The sequence below is a fragment of the Leifsonia sp. NPDC014704 genome (assembly GCF_043083605.1).
Classification (GTDB): domain Bacteria; phylum Actinomycetota; class Actinomycetes; order Actinomycetales; family Microbacteriaceae; genus Leifsonia.
In genome coordinates, this window is record NZ_JBIBYW010000002.1 from 1064293 (window position 1) to 1081176 (window position 16884).

The 16884-nt window shown below is 69.5% G+C and carries 18 protein-coding genes; 8 read left to right on the forward strand and 10 right to left on the reverse strand.

All coding sequences use genetic code 11. The features are described from left to right. Nucleotides 1-43: 43 nt before the first annotated feature. Entirely contained in the window at nucleotides 44-1375 is a 1332-nt protein-coding gene (locus ACF1AJ_RS16640) for an NAD(P)/FAD-dependent oxidoreductase (RefSeq protein ID WP_391508357.1), read from the reverse strand. A gap of 52 nt (nucleotides 1376-1427) precedes the next feature. Continuing rightward, a complete protein-coding gene (locus tag ACF1AJ_RS16645; protein ID WP_026307302.1) occupies nucleotides 1428-2195 on the reverse strand; it encodes a glucose 1-dehydrogenase in 768 nt (255 codons plus the stop codon). Nucleotides 2196-2432: 237 nt separating this feature from the next. Between ACF1AJ_RS16645 and ACF1AJ_RS16650 the strand changes: the two genes are divergently transcribed. Further along, entirely contained in the window at nucleotides 2433-3806 is a 1374-nt protein-coding gene (locus ACF1AJ_RS16650; protein ID WP_309854201.1) for an NAD-dependent succinate-semialdehyde dehydrogenase, read from the forward strand. A gap of 57 nt (nucleotides 3807-3863) precedes the next feature. Here ACF1AJ_RS16650 and ACF1AJ_RS16655 read toward each other — a convergent pair whose 3' ends face one another. Then, nucleotides 3864-5111, reverse strand: coding sequence for a hypothetical protein (locus ACF1AJ_RS16655; protein ID WP_391508358.1), 1248 nt, complete (start codon nucleotides 5109-5111; stop codon nucleotides 3864-3866). 439 nt (nucleotides 5112-5550) lie between these two features. Here ACF1AJ_RS16655 and ACF1AJ_RS16660 point away from each other — a divergent pair, with 439 nt between their 5' ends. The 4 genes from ACF1AJ_RS16660 (at nucleotide 5551) to ACF1AJ_RS16675 (ending at nucleotide 8304) form a co-directional block, all read left to right on the forward strand. Further along, entirely contained in the window at nucleotides 5551-5757 is a 207-nt protein-coding gene (locus ACF1AJ_RS16660) for a cold-shock protein (RefSeq protein WP_018192289.1), read from the forward strand. Between the two features lie 163 nt (nucleotides 5758-5920). After that, on the forward strand, nucleotides 5921-7012 hold the full coding sequence (locus tag ACF1AJ_RS16665; RefSeq protein WP_391508359.1) for a fatty acid desaturase family protein: 1092 nt from the start codon (nucleotides 5921-5923) through the stop codon (nucleotides 7010-7012). Between the two features lie 80 nt (nucleotides 7013-7092). Further along, the gene (locus tag ACF1AJ_RS16670) at nucleotides 7093-7425 is read left to right on the forward strand and encodes an ATP-dependent DNA ligase (RefSeq protein WP_391508360.1); all 333 of its coding nucleotides are present in this window, start codon (nucleotides 7093-7095) and stop codon (nucleotides 7423-7425) included. A 99-nt stretch (nucleotides 7426-7524) separates the two neighbouring features. Beyond that, nucleotides 7525-8304 (forward strand): TRIC cation channel family protein, encoded by a 780-nt coding sequence (locus ACF1AJ_RS16675; RefSeq protein ID WP_391508361.1) that lies wholly within the window; start codon nucleotides 7525-7527, stop codon nucleotides 8302-8304. 39 nt (nucleotides 8305-8343) lie between these two features. Here ACF1AJ_RS16675 and ACF1AJ_RS16680 read toward each other — a convergent pair whose 3' ends face one another. After that, a complete protein-coding gene (locus ACF1AJ_RS16680; RefSeq protein ID WP_391508362.1) occupies nucleotides 8344-9219 on the reverse strand; it encodes an aminoglycoside phosphotransferase family protein in 876 nt (291 codons plus the stop codon). Between the two features lie 123 nt (nucleotides 9220-9342). Here ACF1AJ_RS16680 and ACF1AJ_RS16685 point away from each other — a divergent pair, with 123 nt between their 5' ends. Next, on the forward strand, nucleotides 9343-10740 hold the full coding sequence (locus ACF1AJ_RS16685; protein ID WP_391508363.1) for a pyridoxal phosphate-dependent decarboxylase family protein: 1398 nt from the start codon (nucleotides 9343-9345) through the stop codon (nucleotides 10738-10740). A 73-nt stretch (nucleotides 10741-10813) separates the two neighbouring features. Here the strand turns inward: ACF1AJ_RS16685 and ACF1AJ_RS16690 are convergent, their stop codons facing one another. The 3 genes from ACF1AJ_RS16690 to ACF1AJ_RS16700 all read right to left on the reverse strand — a co-directional run bounded on the left by ACF1AJ_RS16690 (nucleotide 10814) and on the right by ACF1AJ_RS16700 (nucleotide 11813). Then, nucleotides 10814-11068 (reverse strand): DUF6458 family protein, encoded by a 255-nt coding sequence (locus ACF1AJ_RS16690; protein WP_391508364.1) that lies wholly within the window; start codon nucleotides 11066-11068, stop codon nucleotides 10814-10816. Between the two features lie 16 nt (nucleotides 11069-11084). Further along, nucleotides 11085-11249 carry a hypothetical protein gene (locus ACF1AJ_RS16695; RefSeq protein ID WP_167552371.1) on the reverse strand — a complete coding sequence of 55 codons (165 nt, stop codon included), beginning with the start codon at nucleotides 11247-11249 and terminating at the stop codon, nucleotides 11085-11087. A 69-nt stretch (nucleotides 11250-11318) separates the two neighbouring features. Then, nucleotides 11319-11813, reverse strand: coding sequence for a MarR family transcriptional regulator (locus tag ACF1AJ_RS16700; protein WP_309854177.1), 495 nt, complete (start codon nucleotides 11811-11813; stop codon nucleotides 11319-11321). A 97-nt stretch (nucleotides 11814-11910) separates the two neighbouring features. Here ACF1AJ_RS16700 and ACF1AJ_RS16705 point away from each other — a divergent pair, with 97 nt between their 5' ends. Further along, complete coding sequence (locus ACF1AJ_RS16705) at nucleotides 11911-13254, forward strand: serine/threonine-protein kinase (protein WP_391508365.1); 1344 nt, start codon at nucleotides 11911-11913, stop codon at nucleotides 13252-13254. Nucleotides 13255-13302: 48 nt separating this feature from the next. After that, on the forward strand, nucleotides 13303-14277 hold the full coding sequence (locus ACF1AJ_RS16710; protein ID WP_391508366.1) for a diacylglycerol/lipid kinase family protein: 975 nt from the start codon (nucleotides 13303-13305) through the stop codon (nucleotides 14275-14277). 24 nt (nucleotides 14278-14301) lie between these two features. Here ACF1AJ_RS16710 and gap read toward each other — a convergent pair whose 3' ends face one another. From gap to ACF1AJ_RS16725, 3 genes are all read right to left on the reverse strand, one after another. After that, nucleotides 14302-15300, reverse strand: coding sequence for a type I glyceraldehyde-3-phosphate dehydrogenase (gene gap, locus ACF1AJ_RS16715; RefSeq protein ID WP_391508367.1), 999 nt, complete (start codon nucleotides 15298-15300; stop codon nucleotides 14302-14304). 151 nt (nucleotides 15301-15451) lie between these two features. Next, a complete protein-coding gene (locus tag ACF1AJ_RS16720) occupies nucleotides 15452-16396 on the reverse strand; it encodes a GlxA family transcriptional regulator (RefSeq protein ID WP_391508368.1) in 945 nt (314 codons plus the stop codon). Continuing rightward, complete coding sequence (locus ACF1AJ_RS16725; protein ID WP_391508369.1) at nucleotides 16393-16824, reverse strand: MarR family winged helix-turn-helix transcriptional regulator; 432 nt, start codon at nucleotides 16822-16824, stop codon at nucleotides 16393-16395. The genes ACF1AJ_RS16720 and ACF1AJ_RS16725 overlap by 4 nt, the downstream gene beginning before the upstream one ends. Nucleotides 16825-16884: the final 60 nt, after the last annotated feature.

Genomic DNA, 16884 nt, shown 5'->3' on the forward strand with positions numbered 1-16884 from the left:
AACGCCCCGTGACTCCCGGGTCAACGGGGTCGGACGACGTCGGTCAGATCTTCTCCTGCGCGGCTGCCGCCTCACGGAACCGCTCCCGCGGCTCCTGCACCGTCCCCACCGGCGCCGCATCGCGTGGGGTGATGCCGTTGCCGACCCAGCCGAGGATGAGCCGGAACCGTCGGGACGCGCTGGGCAGGGCGATCGCGTGGTAGACCTTGTCGACGGCCCACGCCGCGACGCCGCGGAGGGGGATGCCGCGGACCACGGCTGCTCCGCGCATCCCGCTGTAGCTGGCGAGCGTCCCCAGCGAACGGTGACGGTACTCGGTCAGGCTCTCCCCGGCGATCGACCGCCGCAGGTTGTCAGCGAGCACCCTCGCCTGGCGGATCGCGTTCTGCGCGTTCGGCGGGTAGTAGGCGGGCTGCTTCTCGGCCGTGAGATCGGGCACCTGGGCGTCGTCGCCGAGCGCCCACACCCCGTCGAGGGGCGTGCCGTCGTCGCGCACGGCCTGCAGGCTGGCGTTGCACTGAACGTGCCCCTTGGGGCCGCGAGGCACATCCGCTCGGTCGAGCACCGGGTTGGGGGTGACGCCGGCCACCCATACGAGTGTGTCGGTGGGATGCGTCTCACCGTTGCTGAGCACGACGTCGCCGTGCTCGCAGCTCTTCACCTCGGTGTGGAGGAGCACCTGGATGCCGCGCTTGCGCAGCAGCCGCAGCGTCCAGGCGGAGAGCTGCTCGGGAAGCTCGGCAGCGATTCGGCCGGCGACCTCGACCAGCAGCCAGTTCATCCGCTCGCCGTCGAGCTCCCGGTAGCGGTCCAGTTCGGCCGCCGCGACACGCTGCAGTTCCGCGATCGCCTCGACGCCCGTGTACCCGCCGCCGACGAACACGAACGTCAGCGCCCGCTTCCGCTCGGCGGCGTCGCCGGTGGCGGCGGCGAAGCGGATGCGCTCCAGCACGTGATCCCGCAGATAGGCCGCCTCCTCGACGCTGGAGAAGCCGATCGCTGTTTCCACGAGCCCAGGGATGGGCAATGTCTTGGTGACGGCGCCCAGGGCGAACACGACGTGGTCGTAGGCGATCGCCCGCTCGGTGCCGTCGAGGGTACGCACGACGGCGACCCGGGCGCCGGTATCCACCGACTGGAGCGCCCCCGCAATGAGTTCAGCGTTCTTGAGCGGGCGGCGCAGCGGCACCACCGAGTCTCGCGATTGGGTCTCGCCGCCCGCCACCTCCGGCAGCAGCGGCTTGTACGTCAGGTACGGCTCCGGCTCCACGACGGTCAGGCGCACCCGGTGGGCCGCGGCGTCGCGACGCAGCTCGCGCGCGAGGGTGAACCCGGCGAATCCTGCGCCGAGGATGAGGATGTGCGGTTCCGTCATCGCTCTCGCTCCTTTCGTCCTCCGGTTGAGATGCGGGTGCGGTCGCCCTTCGTCAGAGCCCCACGCTGCCGTGCATGATGCCGCCGTCGACGAAGACCGTCGTCGCGGTCATGTACTTCGCGGCATCCGAGACCACGAACGCGACGACATCCCCGATCTCGGAGGGTTCGGCGACCGTGCGGAGGGGGATGGAGTTCTCCAGCTTCTGGCGCAGCGCGTCATCCTTCATCGTGGCCGCGTTGATGGGCGTGTCGACCGCGCCGGGCGCGACGCTGACCACACGGACGCCCTGAGGTCCGAGCTCGACACCGGCGGTGCGCGTGAGCATCCGCATCCCGCCCTTCGATACGCAGTAGCTGAGGTTTCCGGGCATCGGCCAGTCCTCGTGGACCGAGGACACATTCACGACCACCCCGCCGGTTCCCTGCTGGATGAACCGTTTCGCCGCGCGCTGCGTCCCGAACACCGCGCTCGTGAGATTCACGGCCATCACCTTCGCGAAGGTCTCCTCGTCCACCTCGAGCAGGCTGTGCCGCAGCTCCATGCCCGCGTTGTTGACGAAGGCGTCCAACCGCCCGAACTCGTCCACCGCCGTTCCGATCAACTTGTCGATGCCCGCGGTCGTGGTGACGTCGGCCTCCACTCCGATGGCGCGACCGCCCGCCGCGACGATGTCCTTGACCAGGTCGGCGGCGTCCTCCGGGCGCGAGACATAGTCGATCACGACCGCCGCTCCCGCGGCGGCCAGAGAGCGGACGATCGCCGCCCCGATCCCGCTGTTTCCGCCGGTGACGACGACGCTCTTCCCGTGCAGGTCCACGAGCACCTCCCTCGATCAGCCACCATTGAACGCTTCGCTTGCGTGATTGCAACGGTTCCTGCGAGGGTCCGCAGGCGAAAGCATCGCCGATCCGGACGCGCTGTACGTCATGTCGACGCTCGCACGTCCGCGTGGACGGTGTGGCGGGTCACAGGTGCTTCGGAAGCCGTATTGTCATGATGGGCCACACCCGTTTCAGCGAAGATGAGACCCGTTTCAGCGAAGAAGAGGAGCGCCATGAGCTACGCCGTGACCAATCCCGCCACCGGCGAGACGGTCAAGACCTTCGACACCATCAGCGACGCCGACCTGGAGGCGGCGATCACGTCCGCCGACAACGCCTTCCGCACCTGGTCGCGGTCGACGACCGGGCAGGAGCGTGCCGCACTGATCCGCCGTGTCGGTGAACTCCACGTGGAGCGCCGGCAGGAGCTCGCCGAGATCATCGTGCGAGAGATGGGCAAGCCGGTCGAGCAGGCGCTCGCCGAGGTCGACTTCGCCGGCGCGATCTACGAGTACTACGCAGACCACGCGGACGAGTTCCTCAAGGACGAGCCGATCCAGCTGCTCGACGGCGACGGCTCGGCCGTCGTCCGGCGCTCGCCGCTCGGTGTGCTGCTCGGGATCATGCCGTGGAACTTCCCGTACTACCAGGTGGCGCGGTTCGCCGGACCGAACCTCGTCATCGGGAACACCATCCTGCTGAAGCACGCCGAGCAGTGCCCGGAGTCGGCCGCCGCGATCCAGCAGATCTTCCTCGACGCGGGCTTCCCCGAGGGCGCGTACGTCAACATCTACGCCAGCCACCCGCAGATCGAGACCGTGATCGCCGACCCGCGCGTGCAGGGCGTCTCGCTCACCGGCTCCGAGCGGGCCGGCGCGAAGGTCGCCGAGATCGCCGGCCGCAACCTGAAGAAGGTCGTGCTGGAGCTCGGCGGATCCGACCCGTTCATCCTGCTCTCGACCGACGACCTGGATGCCGCGGTGCAGAACGCAGTGGATGCGCGCCTCGACAACAGCGGCCAGTCCTGCAACGCCGCCAAGCGCTTCGTCGTCATCGACGAGCTCTACGAGCCGTTCCTGGAGAAGTTCACCGCGAAGCTCTCCGAGGTGGAGGCGAGCGACCCGACGAGCGAGGACTCGGCCCTCGGTCCGCTCTCGTCGCTGAAGGCGGCGGAGAACCTCGACGAGCAGGTCAAGCGTGCTGTGGACAACGGCGCGAAGCTGGTGCGCGGCGGAGGCCGCAACGGCGCCTTCTTCGAGACGACGGTGCTCACCGACGTGACGCCCGACAACCCCGCCTCCAAGGAGGAGTTCTTCGGTCCGGTCGCCCAGGTGTACCGCGCGAAGGACGAGGACGACGCCGTGCGCATCGCCAACGACACCCCGTTCGGGCTCGGCTCGTACCTGTACACGACCGACAAGGAGCAGGCGTCGCGCGTCGCTGACCGCATCGAGGCCGGAATGGTGTTCGTCAACGTGGTCCTAGCCGACGGCGCCGAACTGCCGTTCGGCGGCGTGAAGCGCTCCGGTTCGGGGCGCGAGTTGGGCCGGTTCGGTGCAGACGAGTTCGTCAACAAGAAGCTGATCCGCGTGGGGAACGACTGGTAAGCGGACCAACGCGAAAGGGCCGGGCGTCTCAGACGCCCGGCCCTTCGTCGTTCGCGGTCAGTTGAAGGTGACCACGACCTTGTCGTCGTCGATCTTGATGTCGGCGCTGATGTAGCCGGCCTCGCCCGTGAGGTTCTCGCTCGCCGGGTTGCCGCTGAAGTCCGAGCCGGTCATCACGGCCGAGAACTTCCCCGGGCCGATCTTGAACTGGTAGTACGAGTCGGAGTCGTCGCTGATCTCGACCTTCGGCGACTCGTCGACCTTCACGGCCACGGTGGACTTCGAGACGGACATGTTGCTCGGGTAGCTGAGGTCGATGCCGCAGTCCTCCACGTCGTAGTAGGCCGTCTTGGTGGCGCACTCGGCGTAGTGGGCGTCGACCTGCTTCTGCACCTCGTCGAGATAGGCCTGCGACGGGGTCAGCTTGAGGTCCTTCACCTGATACGAGTCGGCGGCCACCGTCAGCTTGGGGGAGCCGGCCAGCTCGTAGTACTTGTTGGGCGCCTCCATGCTGTAGACGCCCGGGTAGGCGACCACCTCGGAATCCTTCGACGTCAGCGAGTGGTCGGCACCCGGAACCGCGTAGCCGGGGATGCTGGACGACACGAACGGGAGCTGGTAGGTCAGACCACGGCTGACGTACCAGCCCTTGTCGTCCTTATCCAGCTCGATGGTCCCGCGGTAGGTCTTGCCGGCGAGCTTGTAGGCCACGCTCACCTGGGTGAGGTCGGAGCTGCGGCTCGACAGCGTGCGGCTCACGACCGGGGCCGTGATGTGCTGGGCCTTGCCGAGGACGGCGTTGGTCAGAAGGAAGTTCTCGTCCTCCGAGGAGTCGACCCGGGCCAGCTTGTTGGCGGCCGACGCGTTGCCCTTGGCGATGTCGTTCAGGTAGTCCTGCGCGACGGCCTTCGCGCCGCCGCCGCCCAGAAGGTTGGCGATCAGGACGATCGCGACGATCACCACGGCGGCGAAGGCGACGGCACCGCCGATGACCCACCAGACCCAGCGCGGGACGGCCGGCTTCTTCTTCTCGCCGGCGGGCGGCGCATACGGGTTGGGCTGACCGCCCGGGTAGGGCTGCTGGCCGGGCGCGGTCGTGTAGGCGGCCTGCTGCTCGGGCGCGACCGGCTGGGTCGGCGGAACGGGCTGTTCGGGTGCGGCGGGCTGTTCGGGTGCGGCGGGCTGCTCGGGTGCGGCGGGCTGCTCGGGTGCTGCGGGCTGCTCGGGTGCTGCCGGTTCGGACGCGGCCGGTGTGCCCTCCGGAGCCTTGTCGTGGTCGTCTGCGGGCACGGTCGGGTCGCTCAATATTCCCCCTCGATGATGTGATGATGATCGGATACCGCCCGAGACATGGGCGTCGATCAGAAACTTTTCAAGAATATCAGTTCTCGGTCCACAATCCAGTCCTCCGCCGGGCGAAAACGAGGGATTCGCGCGCTCGAGGCCGATGTCCTGTAGTCTTGCGGGAACCCGGTCAGCCGACGACGTCTCGCACCGGGTCGATTGAGCGCACCGTCCTCGGGTCGTGTGCGCATGTGTACCCGCGGTCACGGCCGCGAAAAAGGAAAAGTATCTCACCCTCCGTCCGGCTCCATCAGCCGTTCAGCTCTCCGGCGAGGGCCACTCCCTCCCCGACGAATCGTCACGACTGCTCCATTCCGTCGTGGCGCTCAGCCGTCCGCGCTCTCCGCGCGGCGAACGGGACCGTCACGGTCCCCAACACCAAATAAGAAGGAAGAATACGATGGCCACAGGTACCGTCAAATGGTTCAGCACGGAGAAGGGCTACGGCTTCATTGCCCCGGATGACGGCACGGCCGACGTCTTCGCCCACTTCAGCGAGATCGCGTCGCAGGGCGAGTTCCGCAACCTGGCCGAGAATCAGAAGGTCGAGTACGAGGTGACCCGCGGCCCCAAGGGCCTCCAGGCATCCAACATCCGACCGGTCTGACCGGTCCCGATGCGGGGCCGGTTCGCCGGCCCCGCATCGATCCCAAGCCCCTTCGGGCATATCTCGGTGCTGGCGCCCAGGAACGGCGCATATGCTTCGAGAATCTAGGGCGAAACGTCCAACACCTCGGCTGGGAAGTCGTCTGACACAGCGGAGGTCAAGCGTGACCGCAACCGTTCTCGGTCCGATCCGGACCACCAAGCCCCGCTCCGGACGGCCGTCCGTGACGAGCACGTACAGCGAACTCCTGTCTGAGGTTCGCAGCGAGGGTCTCCTCGAACGTCGCCGGGGCTTCTACATCACCACGTTCGTGGTCCTCATCCTCGCGCTTGTCGGCGCATTCGCCGGAATCGTCCTGCTGGGCGACTCGTGGCTCGTCCTCCTGATCGCCGGAGCACTCGGCATCATCTTCACCCAGCTCGCGTTCGTGGCGCACGAGGCCTCACACCGCCAGGTGTTCGACTCCGGCCCGGCCAACGACCGCGCCGGGCGCTTCCTCGCGACCTGGATGGTCGGCATGAGCTACCACTGGTGGATGACGAAGCACACGCGCCACCACGCCAACCCGAACACCATCGGGAAAGACCCCGACATCGCCCGCGACACGATCTCGTTCACCGAGACCGACGCCGCCCGGGCCACGGGCATCCTCCGCGCAGTGACGCGTCGCCAGGGCTACCTCTTCTTCCCGCTGCTGCTGCTCGAGGGCGTCAACCTCCACTTCACGTCGCTGCGGACGCTCTTCAGCAAGTCGCCCGTCCCCGGCCGCGGCCGTGAGCTCTCGGCCATCTTCATCCGCTTCGGCATCTACCTGAGCGCGATCTTCCTGCTGATGCCGGTGGGGGTCGCCTTCGCGTTCCTCGGCGTGCAGCTCGCCGTGTTCGGCCTGTACATGGGAGCATCGTTCGCCCCCAACCACAAGGGCATGCCGCAGCTGCCCGAGGGCTCGCGCGTCAGCTTCCTCGACAAGCAGGTGCGCACCTCCCGCAACATCCGCGGCGGCTGGTGGATGAACATCCTCATGGGCGGTCTCAACCACCAGGTCGAGCACCACCTGTTCCCGAGCATGCCGCGGCCGCACTTGGCTCGTGCTCGCGAGTTGACCATCGCGCACTGCGCCGCGAACGAGGTGCCGTACACCGAGACCTCGCTCGTCCGGTCGTACACCATCGTCGTCCAGTACCTGAACCGCGTCGGCCTCGCGGCCCGCGACCCGTTCGACTGCCCCGCCGCCGGCGCCTACCGCCGAGCCTGACCTTCCGTCCGCACCCCAACCGGACATCGCTAAGCCACCGAACGTGCGTCTTGGCGTACGGTGATGGCTGGAGGTGCCCGATGGGATACATGGTCTACGACAGCAGCACGATGATCACGTTCGAGGATCGCGTCCTCGCGCACCTCGAAGTGGTGATCGTGTCGAAGCTGCGCCGCAAGGAGTCGTTTGCTCTGAGCTGGCGCGAGACCGCGGAGAACGGCGACGGTCGTTCGACCGTCTGGATCGATCCCTCCATCCCCCTGCGTTTCCGGTTCAGCGGATCACGACCGCCGGCGCTCGACCGCGACTGGATCGAGCGTCTCGCGGCCGCGGCAGCCAGCTCATCCGGCTTGATCGCCGTGGATGAGGACGGCCAGCCGGTCGTCGGGTCCACCCACGAGCGGGGCCTCTAGCCGGTCCGTTGCCCCGCGACCGGCGCTGTCTCTCGCTGGACCGTGCCCCACGCTAGCGTGTGCCTGCGGCGACACGGCGTCGCGGGCAGGGGACTTTCGATGCATCCGACCGAGCTCACTCTCGGCACCTGGTCGCTCTCCGGCGGCGGCACCCTCATTGACCTCGTCGCCGCGACCACTAACGCTCTGAACGGCGCGCTGCTTGCTCGGCGGCCGGATCATTACCGCAGCTACACCTTCGTCGGCATCATTCTGATGGCCGTCATCGGCGGCATCGCCGGCGGGGTGATCCGGGATGTGATCCTGCAGGAGACGCCGTCAGCCTTCGTCAACCCGGCCTACCTCGTGTTCAGTGTGACGGCGGGTGTGGTGGGCTACCTCCTCGCCTACGCGGACGGTCAGCTGTTCCGCGAGGGGCTCTTCCAGTTGATGACGTCGTTCTCGCTGCCCTGGTACGCCATCATCGGCGCGCAGAAGGCGACGGAGGCGGGTTACCCTATCGTGGGTGCCCTGGCCATCGCCGTGATCGCGCCGACCGCGGGCCGCTATCTGATCGACGTGACCAGCGGTGTCACTCCCAAGCAGTTCGTCCGCAGCGAGTGGTTCGTCGCGACGGCTGTCGGTACCGGGCTCGTCTGGATCGTGCTGTCGGAGTCGGGCGTCCCGTACTGGCTGAGCGTCGCGGGCGCCTTCCTTCTCGGCTTCACCTTCCGGGTGCTGGCGCTGTACCTCGGATGGGAGGAGCCGGTCGCGCGCGGGCCCAAGGGGCTCAAAATGCACGCAGACCGGCGTCCGCTGCTCGGTCGGAAGCTCTCGGGGCGGTCACAGGAGGAGCTCCGCGTGCTGGGGCTCACGGTCGACGAGGAACCGGGCGCCTGAGCGATATGGCAGCTCGGCGGTCGGTCGAATAGCGCGGTGTCACTCCGGGATCTGCGTCAGCGTGTGCCGGGCCAGCGCGGCCATGCGCGGATTGTCGTCCGACGCTATGGCCAGAGCCGACGCCATCGTCACCGCCCAACCGCGCGCTCGCGCCCAGGTCGCCGCATCCGGCGTGACGGGAAGGGCGCGGCGAAACCGCTCGCGCGCGTCCCGATCGAAGGTCAGCCACGCGGTGGCGAGATCCGTCGCCGGGTCGCCGGACGTGACGTCGCCGAAGTCCACGACGGCGACCAGGTCGCCATCGTGGCCCAGCAGCAGGTTGCCGGGGTGCAGGTCGCCGTGGAGGAGCAGGGGCGGTCCGTCCCAGGCAGGCGCGTCGAGGGCCTCACGCCACGCCTGTTCGAGGTCGGCGACCTCCATTCGTCCGGACAGCGAGCGGAGCCGGGTCGCGACCGCCTCGCGGCGTGCGGCGAGCGGTATTCCGCGCACCGGATTGTTCGGCGCCTCGGGGGCGGGCACAGCGAGCTCGCCGAGGAAGCGCGCGAGCGGCTCGGCCAGGCCGACGCGGCCCGCGGCGCCGACGGACGCGCCGTCGACGCCGTCGAACCACTCGACGACGCTCCACGGCCAGGGGAAGGTCGGGGACGGGGCCCCGACGCGGACCGGGACGGGAACGCGGACGCTCACCCGTTCCGCGATCCCGGGGAGCATGCGCTGCTCGTGCTCGATGAGGTGCGCGGCGGCCTCACGGCGCGGGACGCGGACCGCGAGGCGGTCGCCGAGGCGGTACAGCTGGTTGTCCCAGCCGTCGCTGACCAGGCGGAGTTCGCCCTGGAGGTCGGGATGCTGCTCCGCGAGCAGTCGGGCGACCAGCGCCGCGTCAGTGGTGATGTCGGCGGCGGGTGTGTCACTCACCCGCTCGACCGTAGCAGGCCGTCCAGGGAGTGGCGCAAGGGCGCTCAAAATGCTCGGATACTGCCATGAACGAGCAATGGAGTTGCATTCAGCGCCAAATTCATGCGGGTTCTTTGTGAAAGCATGTCGATCGGAGGTTCCATGACTCAGCAGCCCGCTCAGCCCCACGACCGCATGCACGCGGTGACGCCGGAGACCCGTGAACTGGTCGACCTGGTGCTCGACTACTCGCGCCGGCGCATCCTCAGCGAGGACACCCCGCTCGACAAGCCGCTGCCGGAGTACGAGCTGCGCCGCCTGGCCGGGCAGACCGTCTCCGAGAACGGCATCGGGGCCGAGCGCGCGCTCGCCCTCTTCGAGCATGTCCTCGCCCCCGCATGCATCACCACCGACCACCCGAGCTACCTGTCGTTCATCCCGACGGCCCCGACGAAAGCCGCCACCGCGTTCGACCTCGTCGTCTCGGCCAGCGCCGTCTACGGCGGCTCATGGCTGGAGGGATCCGGCGCGGTGTACGCGGAGAACCAGGTGCTGGCGTGGCTGGCGGCCGAGTTCGGGCTGCCCGCGACCGCCGGCGGCGTCTTCGTGCAGGGCGGGACCCTCGGCAACCTCTCCGCCCTGGTGGCGGCGCGGGATGCGGCCCGCACCGAGCGCGGCAACCCGGCCGGCCGCTGGGTGATCGTCTGCAGCTCCGAGGCGCACTCGTCGGTCTCGTCCGCGGCCCGGGTGATGGATGTGGACGTCGTCGCCGTCTCACCGGGGGAGAGCGGTGTGCTCAGCGGCGACGCGGTGCGCCCGGCGCTCGAGGAGTACGGCGACGCGGTGTTCGCGGTCGTCGCCACCGGCGGCTCCACGAACTTCGGCATCGTCGACGACATCGCATCCATCGCCGCGCTGAAGTCGGACTTCTCGTTCTGGCTGCACGTCGACGGCGCCTATGGACTCGCGGGGATGCTGTCGCCGCTGGCCCGCGACCGATTCGACGGCGTCGAGAACGCGGACTCGGTGATCGTCGACCCGCACAAGTGGCTGTTCGCGCCGTTCGACGCCTGCGCGCTGATCTACCGCGACCCGGAGGCCGGGCGACGCGCGCACACCCAGCACGCCGAGTACCTCGACACGCTGACCGAGACGACGGAGTGGAGTCCCTCCGACTACGCAGCGCACCTCACCCGCCGGGCCCGCGGGCTGCCGTTCTGGTTCTCGCTGGCATCGCACGGAGCCGGCGCCTACCGCGACGCGGTGACCGCATCCATCCGGCTGGCCGAGCGCGTGGCCGAGGAGATCGAGCGGCGCGACGGCTTCCGCCTTGTGCGCCGGCCGCAGCTCTCGGTGGTCGTGTTCGAGCGCGAGGGGTGGACCAAGGAGGACTACGCGATGTGGTCCGCTCGGCTGCTCGAGGAGCAGCGCGCGTTCGTCACGCCGAGTTCGCACGCGGGCCGGCCGAACACCCGTTTCGCCATCCTGAACCCGCTGACCACGTTCGACAACCTGGTGGGCATCCTCGACTCGATGGAGTGAGCCCGCTCCACCGCGCGAAGAAGACCCCGTGCCGGGTGGCACGGGGTCTTCCACGTTTCCAGAAGGGAGGGTGTCAGACGATATCGTCCGACTCGCCCGTCCGGCGCGTCACGCGCTCGCCCGTCGCAGGATCGACGGCCGTGCGGGTGGTGGCGACGGAGGTGCGACGCCGAGTGAGCAGCACGATCCCGATGATGATGCCGATGACGCCGGCGAACATCAGGATGTAGCCCACCAGGTGGAGATCGATCCAGGCCACCTGGACGTTGAGCGCGAACGCGAGGATCGCGCCCACCACGACCAGGAAGATGCCAGCGCCGAGGCTCATCCGGTAACCTCCGGGCCTAGACCCGTCGGCTCCCGGTGAGCAGTCGCACGAGCCAGACGATCACAGCCAGGACGAGCAGGATGATTCCCACCCAGAGGAGGAAGTTCAGAGACTGCACGAACCCTCCGGTGAGCAGCAGGATGATCGCGATGATGGCGATGATGATGAGCAGGATGTTCATGGAGAAGTGTCCTTTCCTTGACGCGCTCCACACAACAACTACTTCAATTGCCTAGCAATCCCCTTGACTTCAGGTTCGTTTCGGCCTAGCGGCGGCGCGCTCGGCGGCGATGCGGTCCACGGTCTGCCGCATCTTGGTAAGGAAGCGCGTGACGGTCTCGGCTTCGTCGGGGCTGAGCTCCGCGGTCGCCGCGGCGATCTGCTCCTGCGCCGCCGCCAGCATCGGGCCCGTGTCTCCCTGTGCGGCGAGTGTCGGGACGAGCTCGACGGACCGCTTGTCGACCGTGCTCTGTCGTCGCTCGACGAAGCCTCCACGCACCAGCCGGTCGATGAGGAGGGTGGTGGATGCGCTCGAGACGCCGAGATACGCGCTCACATCTTTCGCGAAGGTCGGGCGACCCGCGGACGTGTTGTCGAGGATGAGCCGGAGGGCGAGCAGGTCGTTCTCGCCGATCCCCATGGCCGCCCCGGTGCGGCGTCGCATCGCCGCCTCGGCCGCACGGTAGACCTGCAACGCCTCGAGCACGGCCGTGTCCGGCCGCGGCGTCTCCGGTTCGTGCTTCACCTTGTCCAGTCATGCCCTCCCTGCGCGACCGCGCAACGGGGGTGGACCCGACTGTCGGCGGATTCACGGCCTGGGATCCTGCGCGTATGCTCGCGCAGTGGACGAACGAGTACTTCTCGACCGCTACGAGCTGGAGGACCGGCTCGGTCGCGGCGGTATGGCGACGGTCTTCCGCGCGCACGATCGGCGCCTGGACCGCGAGGTCGCCGTGAAGGTCTTCACCTCCGGCGCGGCCGTCGACGATGCGCGGCGGCGCACCGAGGCGACGATGCTGGCGCGGCTGAGTCATCCGCATCTGGTGGCGCTTCACGATGCGCACCTGGCGGCGGACGGGGACGCGACCCCGAGCTTTCTGGTGATGGAACTCGTCGACGGAGAGGACCTCCGCTCGCGGCTCGAACACGGACCGCTTCCCCCGGACGAGGTGGTCGAGATCGCGGTCGGGATCGCGGAGGCGCTCGTCGTCGTCCACGAGGCGGGGATGGTCCATCGCGACCTGAAGCCGGGCAACATCCTGCTCGCCGACGCCCGTGTTCCCGGCGGACGGCCGGTTGTGAAGCTCGCCGACTTCGGCATCGCGCACCTGATCGGCTCGGAGCGCATCACGACGGTCGGCACGGTGATCGGCACCGCGGGGTACCTGAGTCCGGAGCAGATCTTCGGTGGCGAGCCGGGACCGGCGGCGGACATCTACTCACTCGGCCTCGTCGTGCTGGAGGCGCTGACCGGCGTCCGAGAGTTCCCCGGCACGCCCGTGGAGGCGGTGGCCGCCCGCTCGGCGCGCGACCCGCGCATCCCCTCGTCGCTGCCGGAGGACTGGCGCGGACTGCTCGGCGCAATGACCGCGCGGGAGCCGTCGATCCGGCCCACCGCCTGGGAGGTCGCGGTGATGGCACGGGAACTCGCGCCGCAGCTGGCCGGGTGGCGACCGGACGAGCCGACGGTGGCGACGGTCGCCGTCGTCGGGGCGGCAGCGGGAGTGGCAGCAGGTGCGGCAGCGTCGGCGACTGTCGACGCGGAAGCGGACGACGCCGCGCCGACGCGCATCCTCCCGGCGTCGACGCGTGGGAGGCGTGCGCGCTCGCAGGACCGGCGCCACCGCGGTCTCCTCGTGGGCGGTGTGGCTGCGGCCGCCGTCGTGGTGACCGCGTCGGCACTCGCGCTCGGCACGATGATGGCGCCCGCCGCACAGCCGGAAGGGGTCACCACACCACGGCCGACGCCCAGCGTGACGGCGCCGCCCACGACGGTGGCCCCCGCGACGACGACGGAGACGACCGAACCGACCGAGCCGGTCGTCACGTCTCCGAGCGAGGATCCGGCTCCGACTGTTCCGGCACCGGGTCCGGCTGACGACAAGGGTCCGGGCAAGGACAGGGGGCCGGGCAAGGACACACCGGGCGGTGGCCCGGGAAAGACCGGCGGCAAGGGCAAGGGCTGACCCTCCGTACCGCTTCCGCCATCGGCGATCCGCCGGTACTGTCGGGGAATGCCCGAGCAAACGAGGACCGCCGCGATCGTCGTGAACCCGGTGAAGGTGGATGCACCCGCCCTGCGCGAGGCGCTCCGAGCCGCCGAAGAACGGCACGGCTGGGCGGAGACGCTCTGGATCGAGACCACCGAGGACGACCCGGGCGCCGGGCAGACCGAGCAGGCGCTCGAGCGCAACGTGGATGTCGTGATCGCTGCCGGCGGTGACGGAACGGTCCGCACGGTCGCCGAGAAGCTCCAGGGCACCGGAGTGCCGCTGGCACTGCTGCCCTCCGGCACCGGCAACCTGCTCGCGCGGAACCTGAACCTCACGCTCGACGACGTGGGCCACGCCCTCGACTCGGCGTTCGACGGGGACGACCGGTCCATCGATGTCGGTGTGATCGAGCTGCGTGACGGGAGCGGGCCGAAGCGCAAGCACTCCTACCTGGTGATGGCCGGCGTCGGGATCGACGCCCAGATGATCGCCGCCACCGACGACGACCTCAAGGCGCGCCACGGCTGGCTCGCCTACGTCAAGGCGATCGGCACGGTGCTGCGCGACAAGAACGAGCTCCGCCTGCGTTACCGGCTCGACGACAAGGGGGTGCGCTCCGTGCGCGCCCACACCGTCCTGATCGGAAACTGCGGGTCGCTGCCCGCGAACATCCTGCTGCTTCCCGAGGCAGCCGTGGATGACGGGGAGTTCGACATCGTCGTGCTGCGACCGGAGGGGTTCGTCGGCTGGGTGCAGATCGCCGTCAAGATCTTCTGGGAGAACGGCGTCCTCCGGCGCACCACCGTCGGTCGGCGGCTGATGGGCGCCGACAAGGAGGTGCGTGCGATGAACTACCTCAAGGGCCGCGAGTTCGTGATGCGGCTCAGCCGCCCGCAGGAGGTGGACCTCGACGGCGACCTGTTCGGCCGCGCGTCCGCGCTCCGCACCTGGGTCGACCCGTCGAGCCTGACGGTGAAGGTGCCGCGCTCCGAGTGACCGGCGGCACCTCCACCCCGTGACTCAGGCTCGGGCGAGCAGCTCCAGCGTGTCGACCACGCGGTTGGAGAACCCCCACTCGTTGTCGTACCAGGCGACGACCTTGACGTGCCGTCCGTCGACGCGGGTGAGGGCCGCGTCGAAGATCGACGACGCCGGCTGGCCGGTGATGTCGCTGGACACGAGGGGCTCGTCGGCGTAGTCGAGGATGCCGCGCAGTGGTCCGTCGGCGGCCGCACGATAGGCGGCCAGCACCTCGTCGCGCGTGACGTCGCGCTCGACGGTCGTGTTCAGCTCGACGATGGAGCCGACCGGGACGGGCACGCGGATGGAGTCGCCCGACAGCTTGCCGTCGAGCTGCGGGAGCACGAGACCGATCGCCTTCGCGGCGCCGGTCGTGGTGGGAACGATGTTCACTCCGGCGGCGCGGGCACGACGGAGGTCGCGGTGCGGGCCGTCCTGCAGGTTCTGCTCCTGCGTGTAGGCGTGAACGGTGGTCATGAAGCCGTGCTCGATGCCGGCGAGGTCGTCCAGGACGGCCGCGAGCGGGGCGAGCGCGTTCGTGGTGCAGGAAGCGTTGGACACGATGACGTGCTGCGCGGGGTCGAACGCGTCGGTGTTCACGCCGTAGGCCAGTGTCACGTCGGCGCCGTCGGACGGCGCGCTGACCAGCACGCGCTTCGCGCCGGCGGTGAGGTGTGCCCGGGCGGCCTCGGCGGAGGTGAAGCGTCCGGTGGACTCGAGCACGACATCCACGCCGAGCTCGCCCCACGGGAGGTCGGCGGGCTCGCGCTCGGCTAGCACGCGGATGCGGCGGCCGTCGACGACGAGAGCGTCCCCGTCGACCTCGACGGTACGGCCCAGGCGGCCGAGGGAGCTGTCGTACTTCAGGAGGTGGGCTAGGGTGGCGGGCGCCGTCAGATCGTTGATGGCGACGACCTCGAGGTCCGAGTCGCGCTTGAGGAGGGCGCGGAGGGTGTTGCGGCCGATGCGGCCGAAACCGTTGATGGCGATGCGGGTCATGCTGTTCCTTTCGTGGGACCGCATCCATGCTCCGGTGTCGGCGGGCACGGCGAAAGTGGCTTGGAAGACAGTGGGCGCAAGCATCACGCCAGAGTGATTGCCATCATGCGCAAGAATCTCGCCACGCCGCGAGTCTGCGGCACGAGCCCGCTCAGGCCGAGAACGTACGGCGGTACTCCGTCGGCGAGGTTCCGAGGATGCGCTGGAAGTGCATGCGGAGGTTCGCCGCCGTGCCGAGGCCCACCTGCGCCGCGATCTGGTCGACGCCCAGATCGGAGCGCTCCAGCAGCTCCCGCGCCAGGTCGACGCGGGCGCGGAGGACCCACTGCATCGGGGTGTAGCCGGTGTCCTCCACGAACCGCCGCGAGAAGGTGCGGGCGGAAACGCGGGCGTTGCGCGCGAGGCTCTCGAGCGTCAGCGGCTCGGCGAGGTGCGCGAGCGCCCACTCCCGGGTCTCGGCGAACAGGTCGCCGAGAGGCTCAGGAACGCTGCGCGGGACGAACTGCGCCTGCCCGCCGCTGCGGTAGGGCGCCGCGACGAGGCGGCGGGCGACCCTATTCGAGAGGCCAACGCCGTGGTCGCGCCTCACCAGGTGGAGGCACAGGTCGATGCCGGAGGCCGCGCCGGCCGAGGTGAGGATGTCGCCCTCGTCGACGAAGAGCACGTTCTCATCCACTCGCACCAGCGGATACCGCTTCGCCAGCTGGCGCGTGTAGTGCCAGTGCGTCGTCGCGCGCCTGCCGTCGAGCAGGCCGGTCGCCGCCAGGGCGAAGGCCCCGGTGGAGATCGCCGCGAGGCGGGCGCCGCGCTCGTGGGCGGCGAGCAGCGCATCCACCACGGCGGCGGGCGGATCGGTCGTCGCCGGCGTGCGGTAGCCGGGCACGAACACGGTGTCGGCGCGCTCCAGCGCCTCGAGGCCCTCCGCCACGTGATACGAAAGGCCATCGCCGCCGGTGATCAGACCCGGCGCCGGACCGCACACACGCACCTCGTACGGCATGCTCGGCCGGTTGGAGAACACCTGGGCCGGGATGCCGACGTCGAGTGGCTTCGCGCCCTCCAGCACGAGCACCGCGACGACGTGATTGCCGCTCACGACCGCGCGGTGACGATCTGCAGCAGGGCCGCGCGGAACGCCGCCGGGTCGTCGACCGCCGGGAAGACCTCGTCCTCCAGGCCGCGGACGCCCTCGAACGCCGATCGGCCGGCCTCCGTGATGGCGAGGACGTGGCGGCGCCGGTCGCCCGGGTCGGGGGCCCGGGTCACCAGGCCCTCGCGCTCCAGGCGGTCGACCGTGCGCGACATGGTCTGCGGCTCGACGTGCGCCATCCGCGCGAGATCGGATTGGGAGTCGAAGCCGAGTTCGAGCAGGTGCAGCACGATCAGCCCGGCATGGGTGAGCCCGCGCTCCTCCAGGGCGTCCGCCCAGGCGCGCTCCACGGCGCGGGAGGCGGCACCGAGCAGCCGGCCGAGCGGCCAGTTCTCGGGGCGGTGCTCCTCCGCCTCCGCCGCGTGCGCATCCATACCCTCATCGTACGGATGTCTCGGGCCGGCCGGGGAAGCGCGGCCCGGCCCGATGCGCTC